Genomic DNA, 23298 nt, shown 5'->3' with positions numbered 1-23298 from the left:
TAACAATTTTAAATGAATTTTATTTACTACATTTATATAGCTTATGCGCTATGTTTAAAGCGATGCATAAATAAACAAAAAAGCGGCCTAAGCCGCTTTTATTATCTGCCTTTTTTAGGCAAGCTTTTTAAACAACTCTGTACGCAAAATATCATAATCGTTGTGCATATCAGTGGCTAAACACGGTTTTGCTAATGCATCAGCTAACGGCTTTGGCATATCTAATTCAACATTAAGGATATCCTCAACACTGTCTTTAAATTTGGCCGGATGCGCAGTCGCTAAAAAAATCCCCACAGCATCTGCTGCCTTATTTTCTACAAGACCTTGGTAAGCAATTGCGGTGTGAGGCTCTGCAATATAGCCAAGCTGTTGAATTTTTTTCATCACTGCTTGTGTTTGCTGCTCATCAACACTCACCGAATAAAAGTTATCATAACTAAACCAGTTATTATCTAACATTGATTGCACACGTGGCCAGTTATTAGGTTTACTCACATCCATTGCATTTGAAAGCGATTCAATTGTCGCATTAGGCGTCCAATTTTTATCAAGCATAAAGCGCGGTACTGTGTCGTTTTGGTTTGTAGTCGCACTTAGTTTACCAACTGGCATACCAATAACAGCGCCAATCATAGCCGCACACACATTACCAAAGTTACCACTCGGTACTGAAATATGCGCTGTAGCACGCTTTTCTTTTGGCAGCTGTGCAATGGCTTCAAAGTAATAACACACCTGCGCGACTAAACGGCTAATATTAATTGAATTTGCTGAGTTTAAACCTAACTTCGATTTTAGCTCTTCATCTAAAAATGATTTTTTAACCAACTCTTGGCAATCATCAAAACTACCCTCAATCGCATAACAGTGAATGTTGTCACCAAGCGTTGTAAATAACTTTTGCTGCGCTAATGAAATTTTACCTTTAGGGTATAAAATAACGACATCAATATTTGGTTTGTTATAAAAAGCATGCGCTACGGCAGCCCCGGTATCACCCGATGTTGCAGTTAAAATAGTGACTTTTTCACCTTGATTAAATTGCGCCAAGCACTCGGCCATAAAACGGCCACCAAAATCTTTAAATGCCAGTGTTGGCCCGTGAAATAACTCTAAGCAATAGGTATTATCTTCAACTTCCACCAGCTTAACCGGAAAGTTAAACGCATTCTTAACCATCTGGGCAACAGTATCACTTGGTAGCTCATCACCAATAAGGTGCGATAAAATTTTGCCGCTGCGAGTAACAAAGTCCATATCGAGTAATGCATCAACATCACTTAATGGCGCTAACGACTCAGGAAAAAACACCCCTTGATTACGCCCCAGTCCTGTTTTTACAGCTTCAACAAACGACACTTTTTGTGAATATTCTTTTAAATTATGTAATTGCATGACTCTTGATCCTATAAAACATTTAATTGACGCGTGCCGTCGTTATCTAATTTACAAATATGGCAAAAACCTTGCTCGTTGATGTAATTTTCCTCTAGCCACTGCGCGCATTGCTCTGCCGCTTCAAGCGTTTTACATACACTAAACAAGGTCGGCCCTGCGCCTGAAATACTCACCACTTCAGCACCGAGTTCTGGCAAACTAAGTTTGGCTTGATCAAAACCATTTATTAGTGGCGCACGATGTGGTTCAGCAATATTGTCTTGCATAATACAAAGCGCCTCATCAAAACGTGAAGTCAGTAATAAACTGCTAAAAGCCGATAATCGCTGCGCAAACTCAACCCCCGCATGCATACTTAGCTCTTTTGGTAAAACAGAGCGTGCCTTTGCGGTATTGAGCGAAAAGCCAGGAAATGCGGCAACGTAATACCAGTTTTCATCAACAGGTAACGCTATTGATTTATTTGGAATTAAGTCGCCCGTTAATTGTAAGCCACCAAGATAACAAGGAGTGATATTGTCATAATGACGTCCACCGCTTACCAAGCCTTCAAAATCGGCCATTAGCTCTATTAACTCAACTTGGCTTAAATTAGTTTGAGCAAACTTATCCAGCGCTGCAAATGCCGCAACAACAGAGCAAGCACTTGAGCCTAACCCAGACCCTATAGGCAGGTTTTTCTTCAACTCTAATTTTACGGCTGGCATATTCGGTGCTACATGTGTACGAAAATGCACTAAACATTGATACGCTAAGTTTTCATTCGCATCGCTTGGGAGTTTATGGGCGTATTCGCCACTACAAATAAACTCATCACGAGGCGCTTCACATATAGTAACCACATCCCCCAGTAAGCTGCCATCAATCGGGGCTAACGCCGCACCGAGGGAGTCAAAACCAACCGTAAAATTACCAATGGAGGCTGGCGCATAAACTTCAATCATAACCGCCCCCTAGCGTGATAGTGTTTTAAGAATATCGGCAAATACACCCGCAGCAGTTACTGCAGAGCCTGCGCCATAACCACGGATAACAAACGGACGTGGCTGATAGTATTGGCTTAAAATAGCCAGCGCATTTTCACCATCACGAATTACACTTAATGCGTGTGATGAATCTACCGCTTCAATACCTACTTTACAGTGTCCATTTTTAATTGTGCCTACATAGCGAAGTACTTTACCTTCACTCGCTGCACTTTGAATACGGTCCTTAAAGTCAGCATCCAGACTTGGTAGCTTTGCCATAAACTCATCAACATTGTCACCTTGAGCGAAGCCTTGTGGTAGTACAGACTCCACTTCTATGTCGCTAAGCTCCAATTTCATACCTGCTTCGCGGGCAATGATAAGTAGTTTACGTGCTACGTCTGTTCCCGATAAGTCATCGCGAGGATCGGGTTCAGTAAAGCCACTTTCTTTCGCTTTAATTGTTGCTTCAGAGAGTGATAAACCATCTTCAAGGGCACCAAACATGTACGAAAGTGAGCCAGATAAAATACCACTAAATTCAAGTAATTCATCGCCAGCACCAAAGAGTGATTGCAAGTTATCAATTACAGGCAAACCCGCACCTACGTTAGTTTCGTATAAAAATTTACGGTTATTTTTATGCGTTGCTGCAATTAAGTCTTGGTAATAAGTATATGAACTAGTCGTCGCTTTTTTATTAGCAGCCACAACATGGAACCCAGCATTTAAAAAGTCGACGTATTGGGCAGCCAAGGCATCTGATGAAGTACAATCAACTAGCACAGGGTTAACCAGGTGATTTTGCTTAACAAACTGTTCAACTAATTTTAAATCGAATGCTTGCTCTGATTGCGCTAACTTTTGCTGCCAATCATCAAACGCAATGCCTTCACCATCAAGGTGTAATTGGCGAGAGTTAGCCACACCATATAGATTTAATTTAATATTACGCTTTTCAAGCCATGCTTGTTGACGCTCAAGTTGGTTAATTAGCTCTTGACCTACTAAGCCACAGCCCAATAAAAACACATCAATTGAAGGAACATGAGTGAAAAAGTTTTCATGACAAATTTTAACCGCGTCATTACATAACTCACCGTCAATAACAGCAGAAATTGCGCTTTCAGTTGAGTCTTGCGCTATGGCAACAATGTTTACTTGTGCTTGAGCTAGCGATGCAAAAAACTTAGCCGCTAAGCCTTTGTGAGCGCGCATGTTATCGCCCACTAGCGTTACTATTGCTAAATTACGTTGCACATTTACAGGCTCAATGAGCCCAGCTTTTGACTCTAAGTCAAAGGCTACTTGCAACGCACTTAACGCTAGATTTAAATCGCTTTCATGCACACAAAAGCTAATGCTAAATTCACATGATGATTGAGTGATCAGTACGATTGACACGTTATCATGCGCTAATGCATTAAATACTTTCGATGCCATGCCCACCTTGCCCTTCATACCAGGGCCCGAAACGGTCAGCATAGCTAAGTTTTGTAGGCTTGAGAGTGCTTTTACTGGTTCATCAGATACCGTATCGTTACTAATTAGTGAGCCTTGTGCATCTGGGTTATGAGTGTTTTTAATTTCGCATGGCACTCCAGCTTTTGCACACGGTAGGATAGTTTTAGGGTGCAACACTTTAGCGCCAAAGTAAGAAAGCTCCATTGCCTCTTTGTAAGATAGAAAATCAACCTTAGTGGCTTTTTTGATATAACGCGGATCGGCACTGTATACCCCATCAACGTCAGTCCATATTTGGCACACTTGCGCCTCTAAACACGCTGCAGCAATTGCCGCTGAATAGTCAGAGCCATTGCGACCAAGCGTTGTGAGTTCCCCTTTATCATTACTGGCAGTAAAGCCTGGCATAATATAAACCGTCGCAGGCGATTCTTTTAGTACCGCTTGAAAGCGTACTTTACTGGCGGCTAAATCCGCTTCAGCATCTATGTATCCGCCGGTTGAAACAATACAATCTGTTGCTTGTAGATAATGCGCGTTCTGATCGGCTAATAGGCTTTGCATTAGCGATACGCTAACACGCTCACCAAAGCTAATAATAAAAGCCCTGATCTTATCTGGGCAACACTTAATTAGTGCAACTCCATCCAGCTTATTTTTCAATTCGTCAAAGTCAGGCCAGTTTTGAACTGCTCCTTGCTTTTCTTCTACTGCCGTTTTTAAGGCATTGCAGCGGGTAACAAGTGCATCCCATAACAGATTGAAATCCTGCCCCTGCTCTGCAGCACTAGCTAGAGCAACAAGTGAATCTGTCATGCCACCAGGCGCTGAAAGCACCAGTAACATTTCATCCTTTAATTGTGCCTTAGCTAGAACAGCGACTTGCTCTAAGCAGGCAAAGTCAGCGAGCGATGAGCCGCCAAATTTTAAAACGCGCATTTTTTATGTTTCCTCATTCCATAAAACGAAAAAAGGCCTGTGTTCTAAGTGAACACAGGCCTTTAAATTTGTTGCACCGACCTATGCCACTATCCAGTAAGAATGGTGGTTGTAATAATAATGGTCGTTACAAGACTAAATGTTTTCATAAGCTTAAGACTGCCTTAACAAAGGCTATTCTGTCAACCCTAAATTAGAAGATAAAACAGTCTTTTTCATCATGAATTTTATTAATAAATGCCAAACTTATGCAAAACTTCGTTAAGTTGTGTTTTATTAATCGGTTTATGAATAAAATCGATTGCGCCAAGTTGCGCTACTCGCTCTCGCATTTTTTGTTGAATGTCAGCAGAAATTACCAATACATAAGATTCTATTTTATTTGCTTTAACTTGCTCAAGCACTGCAATGCCATCAACCTCAGGCATGGTTAAATCAAGACACACAAGATCAAACTGCCCATGATGCAATTGCTCCAAGGCCTCTTTACCGTTTGTAGCCTGTTGAATATCGGCATCAATGCACTCGTTTAAACAACGGATCACTTGCTTACGGGCAACGGTTGAGTCATCACAGACTAAAATAGAAAAACGCACCATAATGACTATTTAATTAAACTCATATAAAACACCTAAACCCACTTTAAAATTAATTTACTTGCTCAGTCAGTAAAAAGTCAAAAATATAACCAATATAAGTAGCGAGCAGGTTATTTACTATAGCTTTTATTAACGTTATCAATAAAATGCATGAGTGCACAATACAAATTAGCAAAATCCCCCTCCTAATTTACAAACAAACTAGCTAAACACACTACACTTGGATAGGAGTACAATTGTTAAGTTTACAGGGTAATGCTTATTTAAGAGCGCAAAATAACAATATAATAAAATATATGTTTATTTTTAATGATTTATTAACTAATGTTTATAAGCGTACACCAATAGCTGAATAATTAAAGGAAATACAAGTCCCTCATGCCGCAAAAAAGTCTTTCAACAAAGTTACTCACACGGGTTTTATCAGTTTATTTTATACTGACTTTTGTGGTGACCTGCGGACAAATCTTCGCAGAGTATGTTAATACCAAAGATTACATACGCGATGAGCTCGGCACACTACAAAAAACATTTGGTAGAAGTCTAACCCGAGCAATTTGGGAGCTAAATATAAAGCAAACCACCACAACTGCAGAGGGGTTGCTTGATATTCCTATGGTTGAAGGGGTTATTATTCGTGATGATAATGGCGCTATTATTTCGCAACTAGGCCGAGCGTTAAACATTCACAACCTATACAGCCAGCAGCTTGTTCAAGAAGATGTGATTGTAGAAGACACCAAGGCTGGTTTATTTGGCTATACATTTCCGCTTATTTTTGAGTTTTCAGGCCGTGCCACCCAAGTGGGCGATGTGACTTTATTTTCTAGCCGGGACGTAATTTTCAGCCGCATTATGCTCTCTATTTACTTTTTAATTGGCAACGCCATGATTAAAACCACCTTTTTAATCATCTTATTTTTGATCGCATTTAGAAAGCTACTAACCGAGCCGCTCACACAACTCACTGAGCAAATTGAATACCTTGAATTAGAAGAGCTCGATGGCCAGCACGTTAAAGTCGTTACCGATGAAAATAACGAGCTAAAGGTAATGGAGCGCTCTTTTAACAATCTGATTTCTAAAGTTGTTGAGTATAAAAAAGAGTTAAAACAAACTCAGCATGACCTAATCGAAAGTAATCAAAAACTAGATCAACAAAATTTGCAGCTTGAACAAGATGTTGCGCGTAAAACATCAAACTTAAGCCAAGCAATGATCGATTTACAGCAACAAAAATATGAACTCGAGCGCCAAAAAGCGGTATTAACTGAAGAAGTTGACTTACGAAAACAAACTGAGCAAGAACTGCTAAGTAAGCAAACTCAGCTACAGAACTCGCTCGATGAACTAAGCTTTGCGCAAGAGCAACTGGTTGGCTCAGAAAAAATGGCGGTATTAGGCGGTTTAGTAGCAGGTATCACTCATGAAATTAATACCCCTATTGGTATTGGCGTAACTGCTACTTCATTTTTGCAAGAGCGCTTAACTGAAATAGAAACCGCATTTAAGAATAAATCACTGTCTTCCTCTGCATTGGAAGGGTTTATTAATGATGCAGCACAAAGCGCTCAACTACTCTCTCACAATTTAGAGCGTGCATCAGACTTGATCACCAGCTTTAAACAAATTGCAGTAGATCAAGCCAGTGAGGCGTTAAGAACCATTAACTTTAAGGATTACATCAATGAAGTTATACGTTCTTTACATCCACAGATTAAAAAAACATCCCATAGCATTCGCCTACATTGCCCGGATGATTTAATTATTAATTTACCAGCAGGGGTGATCAGCCAAATATTTACTAACTTAATTATGAATTCATTAGTGCATGGCTTTGAAAATATAAACAGCGGCCAAATTACCATAGATGTAAACACCGATGAAAACGACTTAGTTATTAATTACCAAGATAATGGTATCGGTTTGAAACCAGCTCAACTTAAGCGTTTATTTGACCCATTCTTTACCACAAAACGTGATGAAGGTGGCAGTGGCTTAGGTGCTCACATTATTTTTAACCTTGTAAAACAAACACTCAATGGCAAAATTGAAGTCAGTAGCGAACCTAACCAAGGATTACATTACCGAATTTCGTTCCCTAAAAACATGTCATCCCCCCTGCCACTTTTTAAACTCGACTAAGTAAAATCAGCCGTTTCTAGAAGCGGCTTTTATTGCTATGATTGCACAAATTTTTTAAATGGATCATTTCCCTATGTGGTTTAGTAACCTTATATGCTATCGCTTTAAACAAGACGTTTCGTACACTCAAGAAGACTTTGATAAGGCGTTAGAACAAGATCTATTTCGTCCCTGCACTGGCCAAGAGTTGGCAACATTTGGCTGGACAAAAGCATTTGGTAAGCATGGTGAAACGCTGTCTCACTTTTCACAAAAAAGTATTTTAGTGTGTGCCAAGCGTGAAGAGAAAGTGTTACCCGCGTCTGTAATAAATGAGCTTGTCGCTGAAAAAGTAGATCAGATTGAAGCCGAAGAAAATCGCCCTGTAAAGAAAAAAGAAAAAGATGAATTAAAAGAAAACATCTTACACACGCTACTGCCACAAGCATTTAAAAAGTCGAGCCTACAGTTTGCGTTCATAGACCAAGAAAATGGTTGGGTTGTAGTTAATAGTGCAAGCTTTAATAAAGCTGAAGAACTTTTGGCGTTATTACGTAAATCGTTAGGCACGTTACCGGTTGTTCCTGCGTTTGCTAACTATGATTTAGATGTATTTTTAACTGACTGGCTTACTAACTTTAGTACACCTGAGGGCTTTGCGATTGGCTCAGATGCTGAACTTGAAGAAGCGGATGACAGTGGTGCCCAAGTTAAGCTTAAAGGCCATGACTTATCGTGTGACGAAGTGAAATCGCACCTTGAAAGTGGTAAACGCGTGACTAAGCTTGCCCTTGATTGGCAAGAGCGCGTTAAGTTTATGCTACAAAACGATGGTTCAATTAAACGTTTAAGCTACAGTGAAACACTTAAAGAAGAAAATGCAGATATTCCAAAAGAAGATATGGCGGTTAAGCTAGACGCAGATTTCATTCTTGCATCTGAGGAAATAAAGCAGCTTCTTGAAGAGCTTACTCAAGGCTTAGGTGATGCCGACGATTTAGCGTAAAAGCTTTATTAAATAGCATCACATATAAAAAGCACGATACTAATCGTGCTTTTTATTATTCAAAATTTTAGCTGAACATTTCTTTTACGTCTTCAACCAAATGCAGATACTCTTCACTCTCTAACATCTCTAAAGAAGGAATAATGCCTTTATCAATGTAGGTTTGTAGCGCCGCAGATTTATCTGATACCTGTAAGGTGCCTTCAAGGATTGCGCCGATACGAATAAAATCGATATAGCTAACCTCAGTCGAGCGATAGTTAACATCGGCCCAATGTTGTGCAACTTCTACAAACACATCTGGGAATTCCCATGCTTTCATAATTGAGCCGCCAATTTTACCGCTTAAGCGTTGAATTGCATGGGCTAAAAAGCTCGGATTAGCAAATACTTCAGGGTGTCGCTCAGCCTCAGTCAAAATTGGTAATACCCCAATATTATAAACCAATGAAGCTAAAGTAATGGCATCACGGTTAAGCGAGGTATGGGTATTTCTTTTTAAGTAAAATTCCATCAGTGAAATAGAATGCGAAGCAACATGCAGCGTTTTATGCCACGCTTTGCCCATATAGCCCTTTATTAGCTCATTGTTGGATACAAACAGCTGCTCCATTGCCATTGCCGTGGCTATATTTTTTATTTGTCTGAGCCCTATACGTGTCACTGCTTGATGTAAATTAGACACCTTTACAGCACGACCCATAATGGCACTATTTGCTACTTTAATCATACGTGCAGACAATGCAGGGTCATGCGCTATTGCATCTGACATTTGCATCAAGTTTACATCTGGGTTGTCAGCGGCTTGACGAACCTTAATCGCCACTTCAGGTAATGTAGGTAACACCAGTGTGTCGTTGTTAATTCTGTCAACCAAAATAGTGAGTAAGGCATTTTCTGTAGACATAAAATATCCCTTTGCTTTATGACCTACTACGCTTTACGGCAGGTCTTATATTATTAATTATTTCAATGCTAATGTAGTACTAAACATATACCCAAAGTAAAGAAACGTGTAGATAATTATTCAATTATTTACACCTCCTCCCCTGATTTATGCGCTCTAACGTCTAATACTTGCTATTTACTAGTGTGTTTTGCTTTAATGCGAACATGCTAAGGCAGATTAACACGCTTTCAGTACCTTAACTTACAGTACACCAGCTATAAAATTGACTTTTAAATAGGCAAAATAATGAACTTAAATAAAATTAGCCAAGCGATATTGCTCTCTGGCGCTGTTTTTCTTAGTGCCTGCTCAGAGCAAGCACCTTCTTCAAGCAACACAGCACAAAACTCTACGCCAGCGGCTTCAACAGCGCCTTCAGGCCCAACACTTGTTAATATTGACCGTCAACGCTTAGACATTTACACCGACTTTAGTTTACAAAGTGATTTATCGCACTTATCTGACAATCAAAAAGCCATGGTTGCTAAGCTTATTGATGCTTCAAAAATTATGGATGATTTATTCTGGAAGCAAGCATTTGGTAAAAATAAACAAGACTTTTTAGCACAATTAGATGATGAAAAAGTACGTCAGTTTGCCGATATTAACTACGGCCCATGGGATCGCTTAAACGGCGATGAAGTATTCTTATCAGGCAATAAAGAAAAGCCGCTTGGTGCAGGCTTTTACCCAGCAGACATCACCAAAGAAGAGCTTAATAACGCTGATGTAAAAGATAAAACAGGCCTTTACTCACTGATTAAGCGTGATGAATTAGGTAATTTATACAGCACACCTTATTCAGAAGAGTATGCAGTAGAGCTTGCTCAAGCTGCTGAGTTACTTCGAGAGGCTAGCAAACTAGCCGACGACAAAGAATTCGCCAACTACCTAAACTTACGAGCTGACGCAATCCAAAATGATGATTTTCAAGCCTCTGACTTTGCGTGGATGGATATGAAAAATAACCCTATCGATGTGGTTATTGGCCCGATTGAAAACTACGAAGATCAATTATTTGGTTACCGCGCAGCTTATGAATCATATGTTCTTATTAAAGATTTAAAATGGAGCGAGCGCCTAGCTAAATTTGCAGCGTTTTTACCTGAACTACAAAAAGGTTTACCTGTAGATAGCAAGTATAAGCAAGAAGTACCTGGCTCAGATGCTGATCTAAATGCCTACGATGTTGTGTACTATGCTGGGCATTCAAATGCAGGCAGTAAAACCATTGCGATTAACTTACCCAATGATGAACAGGTACAACTAGAAAAAGGCACACGTCGTTTACAGCTTAAAAACGCAATGCGTGCGAAGTTTGATAAAATTTTAGTGCCTATCTCAGAGCAGTTAATTGTACCTGAGCAACGCAAACACATTACCTTTGATGCATTCTTTGCTAACACCATGTTCCATGAAGTGGCTCACGGTTTAGGGATTAAAAACACCCTAACGGGTAAAGGTACTGTTCGCCAATCACTTCAAGAGCACGCTAGCGCTTTAGAAGAAGGCAAAGCCGATATTCTTGGTTTATACATGGTTGAACAGTTACTTAAAAAAGGTGAAATCACCGAAGGTACATTAGAAGATTACTACACCACTTTTATGGCGGGTATTTTCCGCTCAGTGCGCTTTGGTGCTTCAAGTGCGCATGGTAAAGCAAATATGATCCGCTTTAACTTTTTTGCTCAAGAAGGTGCTTTCTCTAAAAGTGAAGACGGACTTTACAGCATCAACATGGATAAAATGGGCGATGCTATGGCAAAGTTATCACGCCTTATTTTAACCCTGCAAGGTGATGGTGATTACGAAAAAGTAGATCAACTTATTGCCACTCATGGCGATATTAAAGCGGAGCTTGCTAAAGATTTAGAAAAGTTAAGCAAAGCGAACATCCCTGTAGATGTGACCTTCAAACAAGGCAAAGATGTGCTTGGCCTTAATTAATATGAGCTAAATTAGTTCACATAAAAAAAGCGTTACACTGTAACGCTTTTTTATTGTCTGATTATTTATCACTCATCACTTTGCGAACAACCGGCTCTAGGCTTGCCATTCCCCACTGCTTGCCTGTTTCAATTGCAGACTCAATATCAGCGCCTTGTTGATGGGCTGAAATAGCCATTAGCGCACCAACACGATTACTGCTCGCACAATGAACAACCACTGATTCACCTTTAAGTTCTTCTAAAAGGCTAGCTAATCGTTTTGCATTATCGATGTTAACATCTTGTGCACCTGCGATCTCAATTGCGTGGTAATTCATTCCTAAAGAGTTTACTAATGCCCCTTCATCCCAGTCTTGCTCATCTGCTGCACGTAAATTAATAACGTGCTTCACCTTAGCTTGCGATAGTTGCTTAAACTGCTCATCAGTCGGTTGCGCTGCTGAAAAAACCACGTTGTTATGCGCTGCAAAGTTTTTAATGTTGGCGTTATTTACCACATCTATAGCGACTGGCTGCTCACTCGCTATTACGGTTGAAACAGCAATAGCTGCCATAAATATACTGGCACAAAGTTGTTTTATTAATTTCATACTATCCCCTCAAAGTAACTCATTCTAATTTTAAAAATACGTTTTTAATTGCTCTATCTGCTCATTAGTATAAGGGATACTCGGAAACTTGCCCCATACAGGCGCAGGCCATGCAATATCTGTTTTGAAGCGCGCTATATGATGAATGTGTAATTGCGGCACCATATTACCTAGCGCGGCAACATTTAACTTATCAGGATTAAACACCTCAATTAATAGATGACTGAGCTTAGCCGACTCTTGTAAATAAGTAATTTGTTGCTGCTCGGTTAAATCAACAATCTCTTTTAAGCCTGCAACCCTTGGGACTAATACAAACCATGGATATTGACTGTCATTCAATAACAATACTTTACACAATGGCCAATCAGCCAGCTCAATACAATCTTTTTGTAGCTCTGGGGCTAAGATAAAAGGGGTTTCACTCATGTTGATATCCTTAGTTATTTTACTACACACTTTATAGCATTTAGTTGCAGTTGCACACGCTTGTGCTTTACCATCGGGGATAATTTTATGTAAGTAAAGGCAATCCTGTGTTAAAAAAACTAAAACACCTCTCACTGGCAATCCCCCTGATGGCGGGCGCATTAAGCGTCCAAGCAAAGCCGCTAACGCTTGAGCGTATATTTGATGATCCTAGCTTAGCGGGAAAGTCTCCAGTACAACTTAAATTTTCTCCCGACGGCAGCCGTGTCACCTACTTACAAGGTAAAACAGATGACTATAACCGCTACGATTTATGGGAATATAATTTAAAAGACAATACCAATCGATTACTTGTTGATTCAGCGCAGTTATTTTCAGGCCCAGAAAACCTATCAGATGAAGAAAAAGCACGTCGTGAACGCCAACGTATTTTTGGTAAAGGTATTCTTGAATATAAATGGTCAAAAGATGGTAAAGCACTGCTATTTCCTCTAAATGGCGACCTTTATTATTTCGACTTAAACACAAAAAATAGTAAAAAACTAACTAACACTGAAGCATTTGAAACCGATGCGCGCTTTTCTCCAAAAGGGAATTTTGTATCGTTTATTCGCGAGCAAAACCTCTATGCACTAGAACTGGCATCTGGCAAAGAAATTCAGTTAAGTAAAGATGGCGGTGGCGTTATTAAAAATGGCATGGCCGAATTTGTGGCGCAAGAAGAAATGAGTCGCATGACCGGTTATTGGTGGGCAAATGATGAATCTAAAATCGCCTTTACTCGCGTTGATGAAAGCCCTGTTCAGGAAGCGATTCGTAACGAAATTTATGCAGATGAAGTAAAGCTATTTAATCAGCGCTACCCATTTACTGGCACCAACAATGTTGAAATTCAACTTGGTGTTGTGAAACTTAATGACCAAGCTGTTGACTGGATTGATTTAGGTAAAGATAAAGACATTTATATCGCACGTGCTAAATGGCTAAACGACAGTAACACCCTGTCTTACCAGTGGCAAAATCGCTCTCAGCACAATTTAGAGTTACGCTTTTACAACAGTAAAACAAAACAGCAAACCGTCGCATTAACTGAAAAAAGCGATACCTGGATAAACCTACATTTTGACCTTGAGTTCTTAAAAGACAAAAAGCATTTTGTGTGGGCTTCAGAGCGTGATGGCTTTAAGCACCTTTATTTGTATCGAAATAATGGCCAACTTATTCGTCAAATAACCGCTGGTGACTGGGTTGTTGATAGCTTAAAAGGGGTAGATGAAAAAAATGGTATGGTTTACTTTGCAGCACGCAAAGATACTGCGCTAGAGAGCCATTTATACAGCGCGCCTTTATTTAAAAAAGGAGCAATTAAACGTATTACTGAAAAAGGCCAATATCACAATGTCGTACTGGCAAAAGATAATAAAACCTTCATTGATACCAGCTCATCGGTCAACAAACCAAATTCAGCAGCACTACGCAAAATTAATGGTGAATTTATTACGTGGCTTGAAGAAAACAAACTAGATGACTCACATCCACTCACTCCCTTTTTGACTGATTTAGCACAGCCTGAGTACGGCACCATTACCGCTGAAGACGGCCAAGTTATGCATTACCGTTTATTTAAACCAGCAAACATGGCTAAAGGTAAAAAGCATCCGGTTATTGTTAACGTGTACGGCGGCCCTCATGCTCAACGAGTCACTAATAGCTGGCGTAGTAAAAACTTATATTTTCAATATATGGCGCAACAAGGTTATGTTATTTTTCAACTAGATAACCGTGGCTCTTACAATCGTGGTAAAAAGTTTGAAGATGCAATATATAAAAAGTTAGGTGTTGTTGAAGTAGCTGATCAGATTAAAGGCGTTGAGTTTTTACGTACCCTTGACTACGTAGACCCTGCACGCATTGGTATATACGGCCACAGCTATGGTGGTTATATGGCGCTAATGACCATGTTTAAAGCAGGCGACTACTTTAGTGCTGGTGTTTCAGGCGCACCAGTAACTGACTGGGCCTTGTACGACACTCACTACACCGAGCGCTATTTGGGTCACCCTGATACGAATGCGCAAGGTTATACCGACAGTGCTGTTTTCCCATATGCTGAAGGCCTGAAAGGCCCATTAATGATTTACCATGGTATGGCCGATGACAACGTGTTGTTTACTCATGCAACTAAATTGTTTAAACAGCTGCAAGATAACAATCAACAGTTTGAAATGATGACTTACCCAGGCTCAAAGCATAGCCTTCGCGGTAAACAAGTGCAGACTCACTTACATCAAACTATTACTAACTTCTTTAACCGTAACTTTAATACAAACTAACTAACTAACGTTAGGTTAATCATTCGACTAAAGGCTGATACAAGTATCAGCCTTTTTTTATGCTAATAAGATATATTAAAACGTCAACACACAATAATTAAATCCATCTTAAGCACGGGTAACTAAAAGTCTAAGCTTCAGCGTCCAACTGTTATTGTATTTAAACTAACCGCTAAAACGAAATATAAGAAATACAATATTATGAAAATAAAGCTCTCTTAGCCTATATTTTAACTATGCTTATTGAAGAAAAATAATGCTCTGATACAGGAACATATTTATGCCAAACCTCCGTCGTTTTACTATATTTCAACGTCTAGCCATTTTAGTAGGGATTGTAATATTGGGTTTAATTGTATTGAGTATTTCGAGTTTGAGTAATCAATACCAAGCGCTCAAAAAAGAGCAATACCTTAAAACTAAAAATGTGGTAGAAACTGCATATAGCACTATTAAGCACTATGCAGCTCTTGAACAAAACCAAACACTCACTCGCCAACAGGCACAATCTCAAGCAATCGCCTCAATCCGCTCATTGCGCTACGATGATACGAACTATTTTTGGATAAACGATTATCAGCCTGCCATGGTAATGCACCCAATTAAACCAGCTCTTGAGGGAAAAGATTTAACTAATAACAAAGACCCTGATGGAACCCCGCTATTTGTTGAGATGGTTAGCGTTGTTAAAAAATCCGGCGAAGGTTATGTGCCTTATAAATGGCCAAAACCAGGTAACGACAACCCCGTAGACAAAATTGCGTTTGTGAAAGGTTTTGATCAATGGCAATGGATAATCGGCTCAGGCGTGTACCTTGATACTATAGACAGTGCCTTTTCGCAGCAGCGCACTATTATCATTATTAATGTAGTTATTATGATTATTGTGGTGGTGTTATTTAGTTACTTTATTGGTCGTAGTATTTTAACCCCTACCCGTTTAGCCGCCCAGATGATGAAAGACATCTCTCAAGGTGAGGGAGATTTAACCCGTACTCTGAACGAAAATGGTAATGATGAAATATCTCAACTTTCGCAATCATTTAACTTATTTGTCTCTAAAATTAGAGAGTCTTTAGTACTGGTCGCCAAAAATGCAAACGATGTAAACGACCATGCTCATACCGTCGATGACTCGAGTAAAACCAGCCAATCATTTATCGAGTTACAAAACGACAGCTCAACTCAAGTGGCTGCAGCTATGGAGCAAATGACCCATCAAATTCATGATGTAAGCCGTAATGCCGAAGCCGCCGAACAAGCCGCAAATGAAGCGGCAAGTAATGCATCAAGTGGTAAAAACGTGGTGTCGAAAACAATTACAGCTATTGAAGCCCTTTCTACTAACATAGAAACCGTAAGTAAAGTTACCGCTGATCTTGCTCAAGAAAGTAATAACATTGGCTCGGTACTTGATGTAATTCGCAGTATTGCAGAACAAACTAATCTACTGGCGTTAAATGCTGCAATTGAAGCAGCGCGAGCAGGTGAGCATGGTAGAGGCTTTGCCGTTGTAGCCGATGAAGTGAGAACGCTGGCCAGCCGAACAGGTAAAAGTACCGATGAAATTCAAGCCATGATAGCTAAACTGCAAGAAGGCGCTAAAGCTGCGGTTGAAGCGGTAAAATCTAGCCAAGAAATTTCTATCTCAACCGTTGAGCAAGCTTCTGCTGCCAATACCTCGCTTGATGAAATAGACAGATTGGTATCGGTGATCACCGATATGAACGGCCAAATTGCAAGAGCAACAGAGCAGCAAACATCGGCCGCAGATGAGGTGAACTTAAGAATTAACGACCTCTCGCAATCAACGGAGCAATCACTGGGTAACACCAATGATTTAACCCGTGCTAGCGACAAACTGAAACAAAGTAGTGTTGAGTTATCAAGCGTGGTATCGCGCTTTAAGCTTAGTTAACTCAATTAAAAAGCCCTGATTTTCAGGGCTTTTTAGACATATTTATATAGAGAATTATAAACAGTAGTGGGCAAATAAACTGCTTACTGATGCTGCCGTTGGTTTGCCATGTTGCCAGTCACCGCCTTCAACGCCACTACCTGCAATATCCATATGCACATAAGGAAGTGGTAAAGTAGACTCATTACCATGCTTATCTAACCCGCCTACAACAGCTAAAAATGCCATAGGAAATTGGTGTCCGCGTGCTGTAACAGCAGAAGCTGCATTATTACTAGAGAGTACGTCATCGGCTAAAGTACGTGGCTTTATAAAGTCATAATCTTCACGACGTGAACGGGATACTTCTGCACCGTCAGCCCATAAATCACCACAATCAGCTAATTGACGTGAAATATTAGCACTACATGCTGGCCCATTTTCTACATAAGCACCATATGGCCCCATCGCGCGTGCAGCATGCCCTGTTAAAGTAGCCACAGTAAACAGCGTTGGGTTTATTTCGTTTTTAGCCAAATCTTTCATTTCGCTAAGTAAATCCCCCATCGCTAGACGCCCTTCGGCATCAGTGTTACCAATGCGCACTCGTACACCTTCACGGCTGGTAATGATTTCATCAGGAACAAAACAATCTGAACCAATTGAGTTACGTACCACCGCTAAAAAGGCAATCACTTTGACGCCTTTAGGCTGGTAATCAGCAACTGCTTTCATAAATCCAGCAACAGAAGCCGCACCGCCTTTATCACGGCTCATGCCCGCCATATAGCCGCCCACTTTTAAATCTGCACCGCCAGTGTCATAGACTAAGCCTTTACCAACAAACATCAGTGTGCGCGTTACTTCGCCCTCTGGTACATATTCAAGTTTAACTACACGAGGGTGATGACGCTCTACCGCATAAGACGCACGAGCAACAGTGCTTAGCATCGGATAGTGTTTATCAATGGCAGCTAAATCGCCAATTACATCAACGCTCACTGCGCTATTGTTAAATAGCTCACTACAGTAATCAGCAAAGCGTGGTGGTGCCATACGCTCAGGCTCGGTACCACATAAATCACGTGCAGCATATTGACCAGCGGCTAACGCATTGACTGCTTTAATCGTTTGTTCATTGGCATCAATTAAACCGATTTGAGTAATGGGTTCAATACCTTGACCATGAAATTCACGCGCTTCCAAAGGCTGCCATAATGCTTGGCATGCGCCTAAATAGGCCACTTCTAGAGCGTGTTGATAACGACTATCGATATTTAAAGCGGGTAAGTAAATCGCGGGGCTTACACTGCCCGACGCTTTTGCTTCATTGATGGCTAATTTAGCCGCATCAAAATAACGACGTACATCGTCATAGTCTCTATTTAAAGGGCCAGTTGGTGCTAATACCACACGTTTACCGGCAATAACTAATAAGGTAACTTGATTGCCTATACGTGAGTCTACTTGGGCTTGATTTAAAATTGCATCACGCAGAGGCGTATTTGGTAAATGAGAAAAGTCATCACTGATAATAATAAGTGCATCGTGTGATGTACAATCTAGGCTTGCACTTACTGGCTGAGCCAGCACTGCTTTTGGATATGCCATAAAAAAAAGATCCTGTTAGAAAACGTAGTCCCTATTATTATTTATTTAGCAATTTATAACCAGTGAACTGCGATATTCTGCATATTTACTGGCAACTTGGTGTTACAAGTTTTACACATCAAGAATACTGAGCTGTAAATTATGCTCTGGTTGATTTTTAATACCAACGCCAATTCCTAATAAGCGCACGGGTTGCTGTAATCCACGTTGATAAGCTTTGGCGAGTAACTCTTTAAAAATAGCGGTGTTTAATTGATGATTCGCTTGATCTGCTGAGGTCACAACAAAATTAGCAAATTTAACTTTAACACTTAACTTATTAATTTTATTTTGCAACTGCTGCTTATTTAGCCTAACAGTGAGCTCATCTAACAGTTGCGGTAATTGTTCAAGGCACTCATCAAGGCTGTTTTTGTTGTATTCATAAGTATGCTCCACGCTCAATGACTTACGAACCCGCTCAGTTGAAACCCGCCCTATATGATCCCCCATACATTTTTGATATAACGATACACCAAAATTCCCCACATGTTGCTGCATCCAATTAGCGCCTTTTTCTCGGACATCTTGGCCCGTGTATAATCCTTTTAAATTAAGCTTCTCCAAGGTTACTTTACCCACGCCTGGAATTTTACCTAGTGGTAATTGGGCTAAAAACAAGTCAACCTGTTCAGGCAATACCACAAATTGGCCATTGGGCTTATTTTCATCACTAGCAATTTTGGCTATAAATTTAATTGGCGCAATCCCCGCAGAGGCGGTCAGCCCTGTGGTATTAAAAATATCGGTGCGGATCTGCTCAGCAATTAACGTTGCACTGCCTTTAAATGCAGTACTGTCGGTCACATCTAGGTATGCTTCATCAAGTGAAAGAGGTTCAACAAGGTCAGTATAGCGGTTAAATATAGCGCGGATTTGAGTTGATACTTGTTTATAAACCGCCATTCTTCCGGGCACAATAACTAAATCGGGGCAAAGCTGTTTGGCATGATAGTTAGACATAGCAGAACGCACACCATATTCTCTGGCAATATAATTAGCGGTAGAGAGCACTCCTCGGCGACTATTACCGCCAATGGCCAGCGGTACGCTTGCAAGCTTAGGGTTGTCGCGCATTTCAACGGCTGCATAGAAGCAGTCCATGTCTATATGAATAAACTTTTTCATCACACAATAACAACTGTTTATTTATACAGCCATTATTGTGGAATCGCTATTAATTAGCAAGCATGTTGTTATCTAAAAAGAGCGCCTATTTTTTTTGGGCTTATTAAAACAATACATCCAAAATAGTACTTCTAAACAGAAGCCTAATAAAATCAAAATAATTGCTCCTGCCTCATTACCCATAGCGTAACAAGTGAACGAAGCTATAAAAACAGTGCATGCCAATAACCAATTAATTATATTCTGCATAGTTCTCTCCTTGTGTGTTAATAGTTACTATAGTCATGAATTCAAAGAGGTACAATTTTAACTCTCGAATTTTTTGCCCGCTATAATTCCCTTGAGCTCATCCGACCATGTTGCTAATCTAAATACTTTAAAACTAAGAGCTATTAATACATGGAAACGTTTAAACAACAACATCCTATTCATACCGATATTACTGTAGCGTGGGGCGATATGGATGCCCTACAGCATGTTAATAACTGTGTTTACCTTCGTTATTTTGAAATAGCCAGAATCGATTTTTTAAATAAATTAAATTTATTTGATACTATCAATGCTAAAGCCACAGGCCCTGTGATCAGTGAAAATAACATTCGCTACAAACGCCCTGTGACGTTTCCTGACACATTAAGCGTAGGTATTACTATTAGTGATATAAAATCTGACCGGTTTGTAATGAATTACAGTGTATTTAGTCATGCGCAAAATGCGATAACCACCACAGGCATGTCGAAAGTGGTGATGTTTGACTTTAAAACAGGGCAAAAAGCGACGATCACAGAACCTTTGTTATCGGCTTTAAAAGCAAACTCTGAAAACGAATAATTAGGATTAGTAATGCAATATAGTCAATTAGGTAGTAGTGGTGTTAGTGTTTCGAGAGTCTGTTTAGGTAGCATGACCTGGGGAGTACAAAATACCCAGCGCGATGCTGATGAGCAAATAGCCTATGCCCTTGAACGTGGTGTTAACTTTATTGATACAGCAGAAATGTACGCAGTTCCGCCCACGCCCGATACCTATGGTAAAACAGAGGAAATTATAGGGGATTGGGTCGCTCGTAATCCACAAAAACGAAAAGACATTGTTATTGCAACTAAAATTGCCGGTAATGGACTTTCATGGATCCGTGATGGCGGTGATATTACTCGCCAAGCTGTTATTGATGCCGTTGATCAGTCTCTAAAGCGCTTACAAACCGACTATATTGACTTATACCAATTACATTGGCCAAACCGCCGCACCCCACATTTTGCAAGGCAATGGCCAGGTATGCTCAAGTTTACCGAGGTCGATGCAAAACAACACACCGCAGATATGCTGGATATTTTAGAGGGTTTAGATGCGTGTGTTAAAGCAGGTAAAATTAAGCATTGTGGGCTTTCTGATGATACACCATGGGGAATTAGCCAATTTTTAAATTTAGCTAAAGAGCACAACTTGCCAAAAATGGTGTCTATTCAAAATGAGTTTAGTTTAGCGCATGCGAAAGATTGGCCTTATTTAATAGAGCAATGTGTGCATGAAGATATTGCTTACTTACCTTGGTCGCCTCTGGCGGCTGGGCTATTAACTGGTAAGTACCTCAATGGAGCGCGCCCTGAAGGCTCACGTTGGACATTTATGCAGCGCAACGGTATTTTTCGTGATACACCACAATCACAACAAGCCACTAAGGAGTATGTTGAACTTGCCTATGAGCACAACATAACACCGGCACAATTAGCGCTAGCGTGGTGTAATCAAGTAGATGGAGTGACATCATCTATTATTGGTGCCACTACTATGGCGCAATTAAAAGAAGACATTGATGCATTTGAGCTAACCCTTAGCGACGATGTATTATTAGCGATTGATACCATATTCAGAAATAACCCAATGCCTTACTAGGGTCTGTTGGCCTTTGCATATTGAAACTTGTTCTACATAGGGCGATTTAATCACGGCGCGAGGTTTGTAACCTCGCAGGTAATCAAAAACAGCAAAGAATAATACCAATTCGCTTAATTAAGTGGTCTATTTTGAGGCTGGAAAAACGTGTTGATAGCTAGGCAAAAAATTGCTATTTAGTTGTTCTAAATGAGAATTTTTAACGCAGGTAGTGACACGTTTAGCCCCGTAAAATGATTAAGTATTATTGCTTATTGGCATAACTACGCTTCAATGAAATTGATTCTTTGCTGTTCTTTATGTTTATTTTTTGGACATTCAGGTATAATAACAAACAGCCATTTAATAAAGAATTATCAGCCTTTTTTATGCATACAGCTCGTTATTTCTGCCTGCTTTTTTTAATATTCTCGAATAACAGTATTAGCCAATCTAAAAATCAGCTCACTGAAATTTTGTGGCTACAGAGCAACACTCCGCCTTTTCACTTAAACTCAGAAAGTGCTCAAACGGGTTTGTGTGACAATTTAACTGAGCAACTCATTAGCAGTATTAAGGATGTAAAACATACTCGGTTAGTTGTGCCACAAAAACGAATTAATAAATATATCAGAGAAGGCAAAAATGTCTGCTTCCCATGCGTAATTCACAAAAAAAACGCCAACCAAGTCTATACTTACTCACGCCCTACCTCCATCTACCCAGAGTTTAGTATTATTACCACTAACCAAAAAGCACGAACACTTACCAAAACACATGGTAATCCTATAAATTTAATTAGCTTGCTTAGCGATGAAAACTTTACCTATGGACAAGCCGCAGCGCGACGGTTTTCGCCACACATAAATATAATTATTGAAAACGCTTTGAGCCACCATAACGTCTCTTTAAGCTTAAGTAGTGACAATGAAAGTGGCGTTGTGATCGATAGATTAAGACATGGTTTTTTAGATTACTCGCTCGATTACCCTTTTATGGCTAGTTACTTTAACCAGCAACAACACCCCATAAAAATCGTTAGCATACCTATAGCTCAAAATACGAATTCGTTAGTTAAAGGCGCTATAGGCTGTGCGACTAATGCGCCCAATGATTTTGCTAATCAGGCAATTAAGAAGATTAATGCAGCATTAGAAAGTACCATACTAGAATCAGCTGAGCATCAGCTAAGCCAGCGGTATTGGTTAAGTGAACATATCGATAATTTTGATAAACAATACTATCAATACATAATTAACGTTGACTCACAGACCAATGATGCTCCAATAAGCACCGCTGACCAGAGTCAGAATAAAGAGCAACTTTAAACTCTCGACCCGCGCCCACCATCCCTACGCCAGCAGGGGTGCCGGTCATAATAATATCGCCCTCTTCTAAACCCATAAACTCACTTACTTCAGCCAGTATTTGCGCAGGTTGGTGCAACATTAGCTGGGTATCACCATGCTGAACTGCTTTACCATCAATATGCAATTCAAATATAAATGATGACATTTCTGGCGTTAACTCAATAAAATCACTAAATAATACTGAGCCATCAAATGCTTTAGCTCGCTCCCACGGCAAGCCCTTTTCTTTTAAACTGCTTTGCAAAGCTCGCTTAGTCAAATCGAGCCCAATCCCTACTCCTGCAAGCTGCTTATTTTTAATCACAAAACATAATTCAGTTTCATAATGTAACGTATCCCCGTTATGAGTAGTAAGTAAGGTATCGGTGATCGCGCTATTAGGCTTATTAAAAATCACCATTTGCTCAGGGTGTTCATTGTTTAGCTCAGCAATATGTGCACTGTAATTGCGCCCCACACAAACTATTTTTGAAGGTTGTAAACGCTGAGAAGCGAGCTTTATTTGATTCATCCTTTCACCTGTTAATTACATAACGCATTTAATATTTTGGCATACTCTCAAATTATTAACGTAAAAGCGAATGCAGTTTTATCATATTTTTGTGACAACTACGGAGCTGAATATAA

General features: G+C 40.0%; 18 protein-coding genes. 8 read left to right on the top strand and 10 right to left on the bottom strand.

Translation table 11 applies throughout. The features are described from left to right. Positions 1–114 precede the first annotated feature (114 nt). From thrC to P20311_RS09130, 4 genes are all read right to left on the bottom strand, one after another. On the bottom strand, positions 115–1398 hold the full coding sequence (gene thrC / locus P20311_RS09145) for a threonine synthase (protein ID WP_008112009.1): 1284 nt from the start codon (positions 1396–1398) through the stop codon (positions 115–117). A gap of 11 nt (positions 1399–1409) precedes the next feature. Continuing rightward, positions 1410–2345 carry a homoserine kinase gene (thrB, locus tag P20311_RS09140; RefSeq protein WP_008112008.1) on the bottom strand — a complete coding sequence of 312 codons (936 nt, stop codon included), beginning with the start codon at positions 2343–2345 and terminating at the stop codon, positions 1410–1412. A gap of 9 nt (positions 2346–2354) precedes the next feature. Continuing rightward, on the bottom strand, positions 2355–4772 hold the full coding sequence (gene thrA / locus P20311_RS09135; protein WP_008112005.1) for a bifunctional aspartate kinase/homoserine dehydrogenase I: 2418 nt from the start codon (positions 4770–4772) through the stop codon (positions 2355–2357). Between the two features lie 230 nt (positions 4773–5002). Beyond that, entirely contained in the window at positions 5003–5371 is a 369-nt protein-coding gene (locus P20311_RS09130) for a response regulator (RefSeq protein ID WP_008112003.1), read from the bottom strand. Between the two features lie 378 nt (positions 5372–5749). Here P20311_RS09130 and P20311_RS09125 point away from each other — a divergent pair, with 378 nt between their 5' ends. Next, on the top strand, positions 5750–7516 hold the full coding sequence (locus P20311_RS09125; protein ID WP_008111996.1) for a sensor histidine kinase: 1767 nt from the start codon (positions 5750–5752) through the stop codon (positions 7514–7516). 73 nt (positions 7517–7589) lie between these two features. Further along, the gene (rdgC, locus tag P20311_RS09120) at positions 7590–8501 is read left to right on the top strand and encodes a recombination-associated protein RdgC (protein ID WP_008111993.1); all 912 of its coding nucleotides are present in this window, start codon (positions 7590–7592) and stop codon (positions 8499–8501) included. Between the two features lie 67 nt (positions 8502–8568). Here the strand turns inward: rdgC and P20311_RS09115 are convergent, their stop codons facing one another. Then, a complete protein-coding gene (locus P20311_RS09115; protein ID WP_008111992.1) occupies positions 8569–9408 on the bottom strand; it encodes an HDOD domain-containing protein in 840 nt (279 codons plus the stop codon). Between the two features lie 288 nt (positions 9409–9696). Between P20311_RS09115 and P20311_RS09110 the strand changes: the two genes are divergently transcribed. Next, positions 9697–11397: an NUDIX hydrolase gene (locus P20311_RS09110; RefSeq protein ID WP_008111990.1), complete on the top strand. Its 1701-nt coding sequence runs from the start codon at positions 9697–9699 to the stop codon at positions 11395–11397. 61 nt (positions 11398–11458) lie between these two features. On the opposite strand, the gene P20311_RS09105 is transcribed toward P20311_RS09110, so the two are convergent. Together P20311_RS09105 and P20311_RS09100 are read right to left on the bottom strand one after the other, a co-directional pair. Further along, entirely contained in the window at positions 11459–11989 is a 531-nt protein-coding gene (locus tag P20311_RS09105; protein ID WP_008111989.1) for a hypothetical protein, read from the bottom strand. 30 nt (positions 11990–12019) lie between these two features. After that, positions 12020–12418, bottom strand: coding sequence for an HIT domain-containing protein (locus P20311_RS09100; protein ID WP_008111988.1), 399 nt, complete (start codon positions 12416–12418; stop codon positions 12020–12022). 107 nt (positions 12419–12525) lie between these two features. Here P20311_RS09100 and P20311_RS09095 point away from each other — a divergent pair, with 107 nt between their 5' ends. Both P20311_RS09095 and P20311_RS09090 read left to right on the top strand, forming a co-directional pair. Beyond that, positions 12526–14751 (top strand): S9 family peptidase, encoded by a 2226-nt coding sequence (locus tag P20311_RS09095; RefSeq protein ID WP_008111987.1) that lies wholly within the window; start codon positions 12526–12528, stop codon positions 14749–14751. A 280-nt stretch (positions 14752–15031) separates the two neighbouring features. Beyond that, positions 15032–16669, top strand: coding sequence for a methyl-accepting chemotaxis protein (locus P20311_RS09090; protein ID WP_008111986.1), 1638 nt, complete (start codon positions 15032–15034; stop codon positions 16667–16669). A gap of 54 nt (positions 16670–16723) precedes the next feature. Here the strand turns inward: P20311_RS09090 and P20311_RS09085 are convergent, their stop codons facing one another. Next, positions 16724–18259, bottom strand: a complete 1536-nt coding sequence (locus tag P20311_RS09085) for a leucyl aminopeptidase family protein (protein ID WP_008111985.1) — start codon at positions 18257–18259, stop codon at positions 16724–16726. A gap of 111 nt (positions 18260–18370) precedes the next feature. Further along, on the bottom strand, positions 18371–19426 hold the full coding sequence (dinB, locus tag P20311_RS09080; protein WP_008111984.1) for a DNA polymerase IV: 1056 nt from the start codon (positions 19424–19426) through the stop codon (positions 18371–18373). A 399-nt stretch (positions 19427–19825) separates the two neighbouring features. Between dinB and P20311_RS09075 the strand changes: the two genes are divergently transcribed. The 3 genes from P20311_RS09075 (at position 19826) to P20311_RS09065 (ending at position 22629) form a co-directional block, all read left to right on the top strand. Continuing rightward, positions 19826–20257: a thioesterase family protein gene (locus P20311_RS09075; protein ID WP_008111983.1), complete on the top strand. Its 432-nt coding sequence runs from the start codon at positions 19826–19828 to the stop codon at positions 20255–20257. 12 nt (positions 20258–20269) lie between these two features. Next, positions 20270–21322 carry an aldo/keto reductase gene (locus tag P20311_RS09070; protein ID WP_008111982.1) on the top strand — a complete coding sequence of 351 codons (1053 nt, stop codon included), beginning with the start codon at positions 20270–20272 and terminating at the stop codon, positions 21320–21322. Between the two features lie 368 nt (positions 21323–21690). Next, entirely contained in the window at positions 21691–22629 is a 939-nt protein-coding gene (locus tag P20311_RS09065; protein ID WP_036985030.1) for an ABC transporter substrate-binding protein, read from the top strand. Here P20311_RS09065 and P20311_RS09060 read toward each other — a convergent pair. Beyond that, entirely contained in the window at positions 22556–23182 is a 627-nt protein-coding gene (locus tag P20311_RS09060; RefSeq protein ID WP_008111981.1) for a fumarylacetoacetate hydrolase family protein, read from the bottom strand. The genes P20311_RS09065 and P20311_RS09060 overlap by 74 nt on opposite strands. Positions 23183–23298 lie beyond the last annotated feature (116 nt).

It is taken from the genome of Pseudoalteromonas sp. BSi20311 (assembly GCF_000239875.1).
In the GTDB taxonomy this organism is placed as follows: Bacteria; Pseudomonadota; Gammaproteobacteria; order Enterobacterales; family Alteromonadaceae; genus Pseudoalteromonas.
Note: the sequence above shows the minus strand (reverse complement) of the source record. Positions and strands in the feature narration are given on the sequence as shown.

Excerpts from the sequence above, each read along its gene's own strand:
- thrC (WP_008112009.1), bottom strand. The coding sequence starts at position 1,398 with ATGCAATTACATAATTTAAAAGAATATTCACAAAAAGTGTCGTTTGTT.
- thrB (WP_008112008.1), bottom strand. The coding sequence starts at position 2,345 with ATGATTGAAGTTTATGCGCCAGCCTCCATTGGTAATTTTACGGTTGGT.
- thrA (WP_008112005.1), bottom strand. The coding sequence starts at position 4,772 with ATGCGCGTTTTAAAATTTGGCGGCTCATCGCTCGCTGACTTTGCCTGC.
- P20311_RS09130 (WP_008112003.1), bottom strand. The coding sequence starts at position 5,371 with ATGGTGCGTTTTTCTATTTTAGTCTGTGATGACTCAACCGTTGCCCGT.
- P20311_RS09125 (WP_008111996.1), top strand. The coding sequence starts at position 5,750 with ATGCCGCAAAAAAGTCTTTCAACAAAGTTACTCACACGGGTTTTATCA.
- rdgC (WP_008111993.1), top strand. The coding sequence starts at position 7,590 with ATGTGGTTTAGTAACCTTATATGCTATCGCTTTAAACAAGACGTTTCG.
- P20311_RS09115 (WP_008111992.1), bottom strand. The coding sequence starts at position 9,408 with ATGTCTACAGAAAATGCCTTACTCACTATTTTGGTTGACAGAATTAAC.
- P20311_RS09110 (WP_008111990.1), top strand. The coding sequence starts at position 9,697 with ATGAACTTAAATAAAATTAGCCAAGCGATATTGCTCTCTGGCGCTGTT.
- P20311_RS09105 (WP_008111989.1), bottom strand. The coding sequence starts at position 11,989 with ATGAAATTAATAAAACAACTTTGTGCCAGTATATTTATGGCAGCTATT.
- P20311_RS09100 (WP_008111988.1), bottom strand. The coding sequence starts at position 12,418 with ATGAGTGAAACCCCTTTTATCTTAGCCCCAGAGCTACAAAAAGATTGT.
- P20311_RS09090 (WP_008111986.1), top strand. The coding sequence starts at position 15,032 with ATGCCAAACCTCCGTCGTTTTACTATATTTCAACGTCTAGCCATTTTA.
- P20311_RS09085 (WP_008111985.1), bottom strand. The coding sequence starts at position 18,259 with ATGGCATATCCAAAAGCAGTGCTGGCTCAGCCAGTAAGTGCAAGCCTA.
- dinB (WP_008111984.1), bottom strand. The coding sequence starts at position 19,426 with ATGAAAAAGTTTATTCATATAGACATGGACTGCTTCTATGCAGCCGTT.
- P20311_RS09075 (WP_008111983.1), top strand. The coding sequence starts at position 19,826 with ATGGAAACGTTTAAACAACAACATCCTATTCATACCGATATTACTGTA.
- P20311_RS09070 (WP_008111982.1), top strand. The coding sequence starts at position 20,270 with ATGCAATATAGTCAATTAGGTAGTAGTGGTGTTAGTGTTTCGAGAGTC.
- P20311_RS09065 (WP_036985030.1), top strand. The coding sequence starts at position 21,691 with ATGCATACAGCTCGTTATTTCTGCCTGCTTTTTTTAATATTCTCGAAT.
- P20311_RS09060 (WP_008111981.1), bottom strand. The coding sequence starts at position 23,182 with ATGAATCAAATAAAGCTCGCTTCTCAGCGTTTACAACCTTCAAAAATA.